The sequence below is a fragment of the Paenibacillus sp. sgz302114 genome (assembly GCF_056120345.1).
On the sequence record NZ_JBVYOI010000013.1, the window covers coordinates 82,078 to 95,548 of the forward strand.

A 13,471-nucleotide genomic window follows, 5' to 3' on the forward strand; every position below is an offset into this window, starting at 1 on the left:
CCCCCTAGAATAGCGCGCTGTCACGATCGTACAAGCGAATGATGGCGTTCGATGCAAGTACAAGCACGAACCCTACGACGGACTGGTACAAGCCTGCTGCGGATGACATCCCGAAATCCCCCATTTGCTTGAGCGAGCGATAGATATAAGTGTCGATAACATCGGTTGCGCCATACAGTACGCCGGATTGCATGGGTAAATTGAAGAACAAGCCCCAGTCGCCGAATGCGCCGTAGAACATCTTGCCTGCTTGCAGTAGAACAAGCGTTAATGTAATCGGTGTAAGCATGGGGATCGTAATTCGCATGGCCTGTTGAAATTTTGTTGCGCCATCAAGCTCAGCAGCCTCATAATACTCAGAAGAGATACCGGCGATCCCTGCGGCGAATATAACCGCAAAGTACCCCACGTTCTTCCATATATAAGCGGCGGGCAATATGAATCTCCAATATCCTGCCTCCGAATACCACTGTATCGGTTCAATCCCAAGCGAGCTGAGCAGTTGATTCAGTATCCCTTTATCCATGCTGAGGAATGAGAACAGCAGATATTCCGCAACGACCCAAGACAGCAGGTATGGCAGCAGCAGGATGCTCTTGTAAGCGCCGGCTAGGAAACGATTGCCGATACTATTAATCAGAATGGCGATGATGAGCGCAAGCCCTATCCCGGTGATTAGGAACACTACATTGTATAGGATTGTATTGAAGGTCACTTTCAAGACCGTGTCCGACTCGAACAAGAACTTGAAATTGTCAAACCCGATCCAAGGGCTCCCGCTTATCCCTTTGAAAGGATTGAATTGTTGAAACGCAATGACGATTCCAATCATCGGCAAGTAATACATAACGATAATGAACAGTAAGCCCGGCAGCATCATCATATAGAACGTTTTGTTCCTGATCAGCTCACTTACAATGGGAATCTTGGTTCGTCTTGCTCTTGCTTTAGCGCCTTGCATGAGCTTCCTCCTTCACTTGCTGCAGCAGCGATTTGATAGGCTAAGCATACGTTCAGAGCGCTTCGGCTGAAAACAAATAATTGGCGATATATCACTGATTTCTGGTCCGCGACGCTCTCTAAAAAATGATTTTTCTTTGAAAAATTGATCACCGATTGTAATGCACTCACCATTTTGGCACAATTTAAAGTATCAATCTGTCGATAAGGATGATCCTACTTGTACAAAAAACTGCTCTTGTCCTTTGTCGTATGTATCACTGCATTAATCGTGATCCTTGCATCCGTTCTGTTCTACAATTACAAGAGCTCTTCCATGTCCTTACTGAAGGAAACGAATGTGAATGTGCTCTCCAAGATCAGCTACAGCTCCGTGTATATGGACACTATGGCAAAGAAATTTGTCCAATCGCTCTCGCTGAACAATTACATCATTGCGTTTGCCAACAGCAACGACTTGGATATTATCATTACGGGTAATGCATTACGAACGCTAGACTCCTTAACGATTCCAAATACGTACATCTACTCCACTTATATTTATAACAGCAAGATCGCAACTGTCATTTCCTCATCGCCGAGCACCTTCTTCGATGCTTCCGAGTTCGAGGATCAAGAGGCATTGAAGCTCATTCGCGACGCACAGGCGAAGAAAGCTCCCATGCTGTACCCGATCCCGCGCAAAATCAATAATCATAACGTATATACCTATATTCTGAATGACACCAGCGACAGATCCGGAAAACTGATCAATGCCATTGTACTGAACGTCGATGCGGACTGGCTGCGGTTCACGATTTCGTCTCTTGATTCTGAGAAGGCAAGCAAAGGCAGCGGCGATATTCTCGTCTTTGACGAAACCGGCACTATCGTTAGCCACCCCAAGCCTGGCATGTTCATGCAGCCTGTCGCGAAACAGTCCTATGCGCAAGAAATCGCAAGCTCCGTATCTCCATCCGGCACCTTCTTTGATGAAGTTGACGGCAAGAAGTACGTGGTTTCCTATGTTTCCTCATCGTTGCTGAAGTGGAAGTTTGTCAGCTTGACGCCCTATAGTGCCGTCTTTTCCAGCGTGCAGCGGAACGGCTGGATCACGCTTATCCTATGTCTGCTGCTCCTCGTTCTGGGCTTAATCGTTGCGATCTTCGCATCCAAGAAGCTTTATCGTCCGTTTGCGGTGCTGCAGGACAAGACGACAATGCTGGAAAGTCAGAAACGGGATAGCGCGGCCGTCCTGAAGAGCGAGTTTCTGAAGCAGATGCTTTCTTCCTCTGCTCCGCCAACGCTTGAGAAGGTGAAAGCAAAGACAAAGGAGCTGAATTTCGATATCTCCTTTACCGATAAGCTGTTTATGTTTATACTCCGAATCGATAATTACCAAGCGCTCATCAGCAAGTACAGCGAGAAAGATCTGGCGCTGCTCAAGTATTCCGCCGGGAATATATCCAAGGAAATTACATCGTCTCGGTATAAGTGCGAAGTCATTAGCCATGACTCCGAACAATTGACTGTGCTTGTCTCCTTGAATGATTCAGAGCTGGATCAAGAGCAAATCTACGAGCGTTTTCGCTCGATCATCACCGATATACAAGCCAGCATCAAGCAGTATGTTCACATATCCGTTTCTGGAACGCTTGGCTATATGATCGAATCCTACGAGCAGCTAAAGCTTATTTATGAAGAGACGCTCAGTCTTTCCAAGTACCGCTTAACCTATGGTCACGAAAGCCTGATTACGCCGGACATTCTGAAGCAAATCGATGAAGGTCCTTATTTCTTCCCTGCTTCCAAAGAAAAGCAGCTGCTGGATGCACTAAGGCTGGGCAGCGGTGAAACCGCGAAAAGCATTTATAGAGATATCATGAACGCAATCTCGCTAACAACGTACGATAACATCATTAAATCTACGCTTTATCTGGCATTCTCGATTTACAATTCGCTTCAGCGGCAGCAGCAAGACGATACCAGCGCCCGGATCAACAGTGTTACGCTGGCATTTCTCAATCATATCTCGGCGTTCGAGACGCTGGAGCAGATCGAGTACCAATTTTGCGAGATGATCGACGAGATTACGCTCTTAAAGGATACGAATAAAGATACGAAAAAGCATGAAATCGTTCAGTCGGCTACCGAACTCATACACGCCCAATATCCCGATATGAACCTCTCGCTGAATAGCTGTGCTGAGAAGCTATCGATTTCAGCGATTTATTTAGGCAAACTGTTCAAGAATGCGACTGGCAAATCTGTCGCCGAGTATATCACGATGACGAGAATGGAGAAGATCAGATCCTATCTGGAAACGACAGCTCTTCCGATCAATGAGATACTAGAGCAATGCGGCATCGAGAAATCCAATTACTTTTATACGTCTTTCAAAAAATATTTTGGCGTCTCGCTGACCGAGTATCGGCTGAATATGACCAAAAAACCGTCAGAGCCGTGATGAAAACATGAAAAGGCCTGCCTCTCCATGACAGAGAAGCAGGCCTTCCTTTGTTCTTTCTACTAGTTCGTCATAAATCCGGTGTACGTTAACCAGCGCAGCAGCGACACGGCTGCTTCAGCACGGGTTGCATTCGCTTGCGGCTCAAACTTGCCTTCTTTATTGCCTTGAAGAATACCGGCACCTGCCGCTTGTGCAACGGCAGCCTGTGCCCAGCTTGCGATGCTGTCTTTATCTGTGAAGGTAAGCAGTGTTTGCTCACCTTCCGCTTTGCCCGCAAACTTAAGCGCGCCAGCTAGCATTACCGCCATTTCCTCACGAGTAATTGTAGCGTTCGGGGCAAATTGCTCCTTGCTGCGTCCCTTCACGAAACCTGCTTCTACGACAGCGTGAACGGCGCTTGCATACCATTTGTCCGCTGCTACATCTTTGAACGATGTCGTAGTATCCGCCATTTCCAAACCAAGCGCTCTTGCCAGCAATGCCGCAAATTCCGCACGCGTCACCGTACTGCTTGGCGAGAATTTATTTGCGGATACCCCTTTAATAAGCTGTTTAGAAGCGAGCAATTCGATTTCGCTCTTCGCCCAGTGATCGGTCACATCGGCAAACGATTTCGGTGCGAATTGGGCAATACCGTAGAGACTTGCATGCGGTGCAAAGATAGAAGCTTCTACTTCGCCATCTTTGTTCGACACGGTTGCCGGGATGAAGGATAGCTCTCCCGTAATCGGGTCAATCAGTACAGCCATATACGACTTGCCGCTATCTTGTCCGTCAACTGCAATCGTTCTCGTCACGTACGTGCTGCCGAAGTTCGTCAGCTCTTCAGACTTGCCGTTCGCACTAACCGACACAGTAAAGCTGACAACACTTATAAGGTTCATATTGTGCGCTTTGACACTTTCGTCAATGCTCTTCTGCTGCTCGGCAGTTGGCGAGGACATCGAGATTGTGAAGGTCATGCCTTCGAGATCTGACCCCAGCTTCTTCGCAGCAGCTTGTAAGTCCGCTGCGCGAAGCGGCAGCTTGAAGCTTGAGTTGTTTGCTTCGAAGGAAATGACAGCACCTGGATGTGATGCTGCAGCGGCAGCAAGTACATCTGACGGCAAATCAAAATGGATGCTGTCAGCTGCTTGATCCATATGGATAACAATCGTTTGCTTGCTATCCTCGTTTTTCCCAAGCGTCTCAAACGCCTTGGCAAGATCAGCTGCATCAGGAGCTACCGTTACATGCTTCTTGCCATCAGCGGATGTGTCGACATGAATCTGATCAGCGCCAGGTGTTAGAACAACACCTTTATTGCTCTCCGATACTGGATTATCCGGTACTGTGTTATCCGGCTCAGACGGATTGCCAACTTGCGGCGGCGTCGATGTCTTCACCTCAACCGAATCGGAGATTCTTGTCTCCGGACCGCCGGTTACAAGCAGTCTAAACTGGTAGGATGTACCAGGTACAAGTCCCTTCACAGTGACGCTGCCACCCTCAAGCGAGATCGGCTCGATTGTAGCCGCAGCTGTCCATGAGAAACCACCATCAACCGATTTCTCCAGGCTTACTCCCGTAGCGCCTTCTGGCATCTTCACCGTCAATTGCGCTTTACTGTCAGTAACCTTTGTTAGTGTTAATGGATCGGCAACTCGCAGTAAGTTATTTTCTACAAAGTGCAGATCCGTCTCATCTACAACGCCATCTTTATTCAAGTCCTCCGGCAAGATCGGATCATCAGTGGTTCCGAGATGATCATTGATAGCAGCTATATCGACTGTATCAATCATGCCATCGCCGTTCACATCGCCGGCAAAGCTCAGCATTTGAGGCATCATGCCATTCTCTCCGACCCACTCGTCATACATTGTTCTTCCCAGTCTAACCGAGCTTGCGCTTGTTAAATACCCTGGAATTTCGACGCGGAATTCGGTCTTGTGCTTGCTGACCGGGATTTGATCGAACTTCACATTGCCATTGGATTCTATCGCCCCATTATACGTATGGCCGTCAACCGACGCGGTCACTTTAGCGCCGATGGTTGTATAGTCCTTCTCATAGTTCAATTCGCCGCGACCATCATCATAGAAGGTCATTAGCGCTTCAGGGTATACGGAGCCTTGCATCATGGAGTGTTTCGGTATCACCTGGTAGCCATCGATTTGATTGAATACCGGAATTTCTGTAGGGTCTACTGCTCCAGCTTTCGTGTAGTAAAATTTCTCGATATTTTGTTCGATGTTCATTTTATCGAGACCTGTGTAGTTCTCGTCGTCGACCAGCTTGAACGTCACATCAAGGAAAGGCATATCGCCGTCAAATCCGGCAAAGTCGTTCCCGGCTACGGAAGCACCGACGTTCACTACTTTCTTGCTATTCCACATTTCGTCATCGTGAATAATGGGTTCATCCACCGAGACAGTTGCCCCTGCAGCATCTGCCATTTTCTGAAATTTTCTATTTACTTTCACATTCTCGAATTGCATGAACGGGTAATAGCTCACGTCGTAATTGCCTGCTACAAGGTCTTCGACGTTCTTCAGGTTGAGCGTCATCGTGACTTCGTCGCCCAAATAGATTCTGTCCTTGTCATACTCAGGCACAACATAAGGCGAGCCTGCTTTAATGAAGCCATAATGCTTGAAATCAGCGATCAGATAGCCGTTCGTCGCCAAATCAATCGGGAACAGGGCAAGCGTCATGGGCTTATCCTGTAACGTTTCCGGATCGATCAAATCATCCCTTGTGATGCCGAACTTCACATCACCGTTCGCTTCAACTTTGAACTCCTGATATGAGTCTGAGATCGTGTTCTCATAGTAGGGCAGGCGATTAGCGGATTGCGTTATACCTAGCGGAGCTAGCTTAGCAGTTCCCTCATCATACAGGTTAGCATGAATCCAAAAAGCTTCAATGCTGTTGCCATCAAAGTCTTCCGACTTAAACATGGAGTCATCTACTTCATAGACGCCAGGTGGTTTATCAAGGTACGTCAACTCAGGACGTGTATTATCAATGATAAACATTTGCTCCTTGGTAAAGGTGCGGCCCTGGGCATCCTTCGCAACCAAGGCAACTGAATATTCACCTTCTTCTAGAAGCACCGCCTGAGGTGAAATCTGTTGGTCAGCCGGATCGCCTGCATACGGGTACATCCATTCTCCTACTTGGAGAGGGAGTTCCATGTTAATAAAAGCAAATGTTGCATCCAATGTTTCTGGATAGAAACTTCCGATGGGATTTCCGCCCTTGTCTTTTACGACCACATCGATCGTGCTCATCGGGCTGCTCAGCTTGAACATCATAAACTTCTGTGTATCTTGAAAAGGATGGGCAACCGCCGGATACTCCGACATGAATGCCGGATTGAACAGATACATCGAATTGATACCCGGTTCCACGACGCGGACGGCAAATGGAAGCTGATAATGCTCTTCGGCATTGCCCTCATCGATAAGATGAACATAGCCTTCGTAACTGCCCTTCGCTGCTGTCTCCGGCAAGAGAATGTTCACATTCACTGTAACCGATGAGCCTGCTTCAACCGTAACGGTGCTTGCTCCGTCCACATTCATACTCACATTGTTATCAACTGCGTTTACATTTCCACCTGCATAATACTCGCTCGACACGATGAAGGTTTTGGACGTTGCGCTTTTATTTGTAATCGTCATTTTCTTACTATTTTGCATAATTTGGCCTTCGATTGGCGCCATAATGCCATAATTAATCAATCCTGACGGGTTATCAATTGGAATCGGCATTCCATTCTCATCCCGGCTCCACGCCGAGTTCTTCACTTGGAAGGATACGTCCGCATTTACCGCTTCAGGAACATCCACTTCGCCTGCTCCTACTTGATAGACAGAGTAGTCGCCATTCAAATCATCTGCCGTATTCATTAGGGCAGCTCTAACATCAAACGGCGTGAACAGCTTCTTGTCTTCATCCGGATATAGGTCCCGATGATGCTGCAGCATAAGCGCAATAATACCCGCTACATGCGGCGTCGCCATCGATGTACCGGAAATTCTCGCATAAGCATGCGTGTAATCAATGCCTGCTTCCGGACTGCGAATATACTCAGGATAGGTAGAATAAACACTCACACCTGGTCCAACAACGTCCGGCTTAATGTCATCACTGCCATCAACCGGTCCTCTTCCGCTGAAATCAGCCAAATGGCCACCCTCGGTCTCGGTGCTGCCGATGGAGCTGAACGTAACCGTTGGATCCACCAATGCTTTCAAGGCTGCCCCAACTTCTTGGCTCGTGCGGAACGTCGGAATATATTCCGAACCGTCGCCCACATACGGAATATCACCATCTACGTTATTGTACATAATTGCAGCAACAGCGCCTGCTTTCGCCGCATTTGCGATTTTATCGCTAAGGCTTAGCTCACCACGCTTAATCAATGCGATTTTGCCCGTAAGTTCCTTGCCTTCAAAATCAGCTGTATCTGCTAAGCCTACATCGACGAGGGGAAGCGCCGTGCCTAACAAGCTGGAAAGCGGGTTATAGTTGACTGCCATGATTTTCAAATCATGGAGAGGAACTGAACCCGATGCATCAGCAGCACTTCCGGTCATCGTTGCAATCGCCATAGCGAAATCACTTGCGCCAACCGTGATGGCAAGCGGCGATGTACCCGGAGAACTCATCGTTTTCTCATTCGGGCCTGCGTTGCCGGCTGCTACTGCGCAGACGACACCAAGCAGCGTTGCGTTATTAATCGCGACAGACTCCGGAATGAGCGGATCATTCACCATCACGCCGAGAGAAAGATTGATGACATCCATGCCGTCAGCGACGGATTTATCGATACCCGCCAATATCCCGCTCTCATCACCGCTACCGTACGGACCCAATACGCGGTATACATATAGCTCCGCTTCCGGCGCTACTCCAAGAGCTGGCGCATCTGTCTCCGTGTTCTTCTCGCGAGCCGCGATTGTTCCCGATACGTGCGTACCATGATACGTATAGTAGCTGCCATCACCTTGATGCTCCGGCATTTCGGAAGCTTGCCAATCGGCATACGTTGTTTCCATCGGATCGGCATCGTTATCGACTTCGTCCCAGCCTTTGACACTTGTTGGATCGATGGACTTAGGATCAACGCCTTCCTGAGCGCGGTATCCTTTATAAGCGTCCGTCAAATCAGGGTGATTGTAGTCGATCCCGGTATCCAGTACGCCGACTTTAATCCCTTTACCGGTAATACCTGCCGCATGGAGGTCATAAATCCCGTTCAGCGGAATCGTATTATCCGCGGATGGCGCATCTAACGGCTGCACCGCATCAGTGGGCGCCTCCATCTCTTTCGGGTCCAGCTTTATGGTGTTATCCTTGTAAATATGTTTCACGACGCCTGATTTCAGCAGACTCTCGATCTCGCTGCCCGGCAGCGTCATGGCTACGCCGTTGAATGCATGACGGTATTCTCTTGTGATTTCGATTTGACCGGCTGTGAAGGGTGCTGCCCCCTCGCTGTTACCTTTCTGACCGCCAAGCTGCTTAACGAAATTCTGAAATGTCTCATGATTATCCTCAGCATACTCAGCCGCCTCTCTCAAAGAGATGTGCACGCCCTCGGATGCTTGCTTCAACACTTCAATTTCAGCAGGTGCTTGCTTGAACTCAATGATGACACTCGTAGGCGCATTGCTCTTCAAATTCAAGTTTGGTGACAGAACAGGCTGCTCAAGCTTTAATTGCTGAAGCGCTTTCTTCTGATCGAATGATAATTGGCTAATTATACGACTAGCATCCTCATGTGCATCCGATGCGAATGCATATACCGGAAACGACATAGATAGAAGCATACTACCGACGGCTACTTTAGCTACTAACTTGTTCCATTTACTTTGTTTCATAGCGAGTCTCCTGTCCCAATAAGGAATAGTTATAAATAGAAAGATCTCTATTCTACTAGAGTACTCGCTAGACTACTAGGCGTAAATGGGGGGAATTGGGCACATAAAAATAAGCGCATCCAATAGGAATGCAGCTTTCTGTTCATTATTTTTCCAATAAGAAAAACTAATAAATCCTCGACAGAAACCGCTCCATCCGCGACCGCATTCGGTTCAACGTTGTTCTTCATACGTCACGACTCGCTTAAGTCTGTTCGAAATATCATCCCGCTTCTCCCCATTCTCTTTACAATTAGTATGAATATCCAGCTTTTTACTAATAGTAATGGAGCAACCATCCGCGGTTAAATCGGGGGAATATTCGCGGTCAAGCCGTTAGAAACTGAACTTTTATATGCTAAAATACGGTAGTTCCGAACTTATGAAATCACTTTACATGTTTTCACTTGGGGGAAATCTTCTTTTTACGATCAAATAATGGAGGGACTATAGATGCATGTAGGAAAAATCATCAGATTTTATCGCGAAAAAGCGGGCATGACCCAAGATCAGCTCGGCAGAGGCATCTGCTCCGATACGCATGTCAGTAAGTTTGAACGAGGTTCGACAGACATATCTTCTGATGTAATATCGATGCTAGCCGATCGGCTTGGCATTCATATCGAACAGGAGCTTTATCATCTGACAACGATCAATACACGGCTGCATGCTTGGCACGACGCGATGATTTTGATGCTCCATGAGGATATGGAGAAGCTGAAGGTAGAATTGGAAAATGAAGCGTTAATTCAAATTTCCGACTACAAAATACGTTACAAACTGCTGCAGGGCAGATATTACCTCGTTCACCGGAAGCTCAACAAGGCCAATCAGATCATCCGTGATATGGAACGATTGGAACCGCAGCTACCGCCTTATGAAAAGAACCTGCTTCGGCATATAACAGGGCTGTACTCCTACTACAACAAGCAATATCTCAAGGCTATTGAAGCTTTTAGCCTAATCATTGATGAGGAATACAACAATCCGGAATATTACTACTACCTTGCGCTCTCCTATCACTGGATTGAGTCTCGCATGATGGCATATTACTACAGCGAGAAAGCGCTCCGGTTCTTCAAAGATACGCATAACTTTCTAAAAAGCATGGATACGGAAATGCTCATGCTCCTTCAAATCGTGTATGATGACAACCGTAATTACCAAGATATTATTAATCGATTTGAAAATATTATTAAGTCATGCGATATCTGCAACGTACCGAGCATAAAGATGCATGCCCTTAATAATCTAGGTTTTCTGTATCATGAAAACAAAGCTTATGAGCGGGCAATCCAATGCTATCAGCAAGCCATGGAAATGTCGGAAGCGAAGTCAGCGAATCAGCTTTTTTCACTCGAAGGATATGTCCGATCATCTATGGAAGGCAAACTGCTCGCCAATGAAGACTTATTGAAGCTGGCGGTTGACGGATTGAACCATTCTCAGGAATTGAATGACGACCTCCTTATAGCCAGATTTAACCTGCTCTTCTTCTTACTTAAAAAAAACGAAACGGATTACTATAGCTATTTGCAAAGCACCGCCCTGCCTATTCTGAAGAAGCAAGGGGACGCCTTCTTTGTGCATAGATACGAGAAAGAGCTGTTTAATTACTACGTAGCTACCAATCAGACCGCGTTGGCGCTGGAGACGGCCAGCTTATTCATCAATAAGTCGAGTCAGACTCCGGCTCTGCTAGCCAAATAGTACTCCAACAATGAACAAAGGCAAGCAATTAGGATCACATCCGTTTGCTTGCCTCTTTATTTGATTGCTGCTATGAAACACATTCCTTTTATTTGTTAATAATACATGTATAACACATAATTGATTTAACGATTTCATATATAGGGGGCATCATCACGTGGAGTTACTTCAGCTGCGATATTTTTTAGCCACCGCGAAGCTTGAACAAATGACGAAAGCTGCCGAGCAGTTAAGCATCGCTCAGCCTTCGCTTAGTAAAACGATTGCCCGACTGGAAGAGCAAATCGGCGTTCCACTCTTCGATCGGAATGGCCGTAATATTCGTCTGAATGCATATGGACACGCTTTTTTGAAAAGGGTAGAGAACATCTTCATTGAGCTAGAGGAAGCCGAGCGGGAAATTCGCGACATGGCTGGCCTTGACCGCGGCGTTATAACGCTTGCCGTTTCTCTGACTAACCTATTACCGGAAATACTGGGCGAATTTTTAGCCAAGCATCCGGATGTGGAGTTTCACCAAGTAGTCGAGCCGATTGCAGTCATGCAGCAGATGCTTGAACGAGGCGAGCTCGACATGTGCCTCACATTCGCAGAGGTCGCTGGCGAGCACATCGAATGTCAGGAATTGCGTACCGAAGACATTAATCTGCTTGTACCGGATAAGCATCCTCTGGCTGGCCGAGAATCTGTATCGCTGAATGAACTGAAAGATGAGTCCTTTATTAGTTTGCGGCCGATATTCTGGTTCCGTGAAATGACCGATCGCATCTGTCTTCGTGATGCCGGCTTTACACCGAGAACAAAGATAGAAGTGGATGAAGTCGATGCCGTACTGCTATTGCTGAAGCAGGGGCACGGGGTTGCTTTCTCGCCTGATCTGGCTTGGAGAACGAGGATGGATCTCGGTAATAATCGTATCCGAATTTCCGATTGGGATGCTCAAGTACGCCTCAGACTGGCATGGTCGAACAGACATTACATGTCTGCTGCTGCCCAGAGGTTTCGCGAGTTTATTATCGAGTATTTCTCCAAGCTGAGCTTGTAAGACGAAAAAACCGCATGAGCCGAGCTGTTATGAACGAGATCAGATAGAAAAATGAGGCGCAGGGATTCATCTCTGCGTCTCATCTTTTGTTTAAGTGCTACTAATATTGTGATTCATATTGTAATTTATGAACTAATTCCTCAAACCATTTCTCATCCTTTAAATCTAACGCCAAGTCAATCAAGTACAGCAAACTACTTTTGTAGGGTAACACTTCGAAACCTTCTTCACTTGAAACGATAATTTTGTTCGAATTCGTATTTTCAAATACAAAGGCTGGCATCTGAAAATAATACTCCACACCTTTAAAGACAGCCATTTCCCCATTATAAATTTGGTTATTGGCGGAAGTCACTCTGCATACATCCCCAGCATTCAATTGAATAAAACAGCTGATATACATTCTTATCACCCGACTTGAATCTAATTATAGGGATGAAGCGAAATCATGTATAATATATAAACCGTTATATTTTATAGATTAAAATCTATTATAAAGATTGGGATTCTGCCGATGCTGCGCGCCGCTCGCCCCAATGCTCATTCGCAAATTCGGCAAGATCAAGCTGGTTATTGTTTCTTTCGCTCACCCTAAACGATGAATTTAGGTCCCGCCATAGGTTCTGGGGCAGGCTCCTTAAGGAGCTTGCCCCTTTTTCATTCAGAGCCATATTTTTCTTCGATTGTTTTTCTTACTTTTTCACAACAAGATTTCTGTAGTACAATACAGGTTCTCTCAGGCAATTTATAATCAACTCATAACTTGAACACAAGGAGTGAACAAGTGTGTTGTTGAAATTGATCAGAGCAAGAGAGAACTGCAAGCATGCTGTTAGTTCATGGGAAATCAGCCAATTATGTTGACCAAGAACACAAATCCGAAGCGCCAAAAAAACAATGTTTGAAAAAGTGTGCAAAATGCAAGCCCGCTAGCAGTCATTAAGATCGGACCGATTATAGTTAATTAAAATTTGAAATTTATATGACTTTTATACAATAAGAAGGAGTGGTAATGATGGATGTTTTGTTCATGATTATGGGATTTAACGTAACAGCAATCGTTGTATTAGGTGTTCTTGTGAAGTGTGCGCTAGACATGGAATCCATTGAAGAGACGTATCCAACCGGCCAAACTTTGAATGGAGGTGTTCAATAATGGATACGATGGCCATTTACCTTTTCTTCTTCGGTATGCTTGCTATTGTACTTGTCGGGCTGCTGGTTCCTGCCTACTTAGTCACAATTCCAAAAGACGATGAAAATGATGGAAACAGTTTTGGAACAGCTGCCTAATCTTGAATTCATATTTTACTGAAAAGAGGCGCCTATGAGCGCCTCTTTTGTTTTGTGAATACGATATCCATTCTTCACACATGCATTTCCCATAATTGGGCATTT

Annotated in this window: 8 protein-coding genes; 5 read left to right on the forward strand and 3 right to left on the reverse strand. The window is 46.2% G+C overall.

Features of this window, described 5'->3' with window-relative positions:
• Positions 1 to 4: 4 nt before the first annotated feature.
• Entirely contained in the window at positions 5 to 961 is a 957-nt protein-coding gene (locus tag AC0LWF_RS23415; protein WP_474653953.1) for an ABC transporter permease, read from the reverse strand.
• Positions 962 to 1,180: 219 nt separating this feature from the next.
• On the opposite strand from AC0LWF_RS23415, the gene AC0LWF_RS23420 reads away from it, so the two are divergent.
• Entirely contained in the window at positions 1,181 to 3,406 is a 2,226-nt protein-coding gene (locus AC0LWF_RS23420; RefSeq protein WP_474653954.1) for a helix-turn-helix domain-containing protein, read from the forward strand.
• 62 nt (positions 3,407 to 3,468) lie between these two features.
• On the opposite strand, the gene AC0LWF_RS23425 is transcribed toward AC0LWF_RS23420, so the two are convergent.
• Positions 3,469 to 9,279 carry a S8 family serine peptidase gene (locus AC0LWF_RS23425; protein ID WP_474653955.1) on the reverse strand — a complete coding sequence of 1,937 codons (5,811 nt, stop codon included), beginning with the start codon at positions 9,277 to 9,279 and terminating at the stop codon, positions 3,469 to 3,471.
• 492 nt (positions 9,280 to 9,771) lie between these two features.
• Between AC0LWF_RS23425 and AC0LWF_RS23430 the strand changes: the two genes are divergently transcribed.
• Entirely contained in the window at positions 9,772 to 11,028 is a 1,257-nt protein-coding gene (locus tag AC0LWF_RS23430) for a helix-turn-helix domain-containing protein (RefSeq protein ID WP_474653956.1), read from the forward strand.
• Between the two features lie 157 nt (positions 11,029 to 11,185).
• Positions 11,186 to 12,073: a LysR family transcriptional regulator gene (locus AC0LWF_RS23435; protein ID WP_474653957.1), complete on the forward strand. Its 888-nt coding sequence runs from the start codon at positions 11,186 to 11,188 to the stop codon at positions 12,071 to 12,073.
• A gap of 100 nt (positions 12,074 to 12,173) precedes the next feature.
• Here AC0LWF_RS23435 and AC0LWF_RS23440 read toward each other — a convergent pair whose 3' ends face one another.
• Positions 12,174 to 12,428: an IDEAL domain-containing protein gene (locus AC0LWF_RS23440; protein WP_474653958.1), complete on the reverse strand. Its 255-nt coding sequence runs from the start codon at positions 12,426 to 12,428 to the stop codon at positions 12,174 to 12,176.
• A 657-nt stretch (positions 12,429 to 13,085) separates the two neighbouring features.
• Here AC0LWF_RS23440 and AC0LWF_RS23445 point away from each other — a divergent pair.
• Both AC0LWF_RS23445 and AC0LWF_RS23450 read left to right on the forward strand, forming a co-directional pair.
• Positions 13,086 to 13,229 carry a hypothetical protein gene (locus AC0LWF_RS23445; RefSeq protein WP_474653959.1) on the forward strand — a complete coding sequence of 48 codons (144 nt, stop codon included), beginning with the start codon at positions 13,086 to 13,088 and terminating at the stop codon, positions 13,227 to 13,229.
• Positions 13,229 to 13,366, forward strand: coding sequence for a hypothetical protein (locus AC0LWF_RS23450; RefSeq protein ID WP_474653960.1), 138 nt, complete (start codon positions 13,229 to 13,231; stop codon positions 13,364 to 13,366). Before AC0LWF_RS23445 ends, AC0LWF_RS23450 begins: the two co-directional genes overlap by 1 nt.
• Positions 13,367 to 13,471 lie beyond the last annotated feature (105 nt).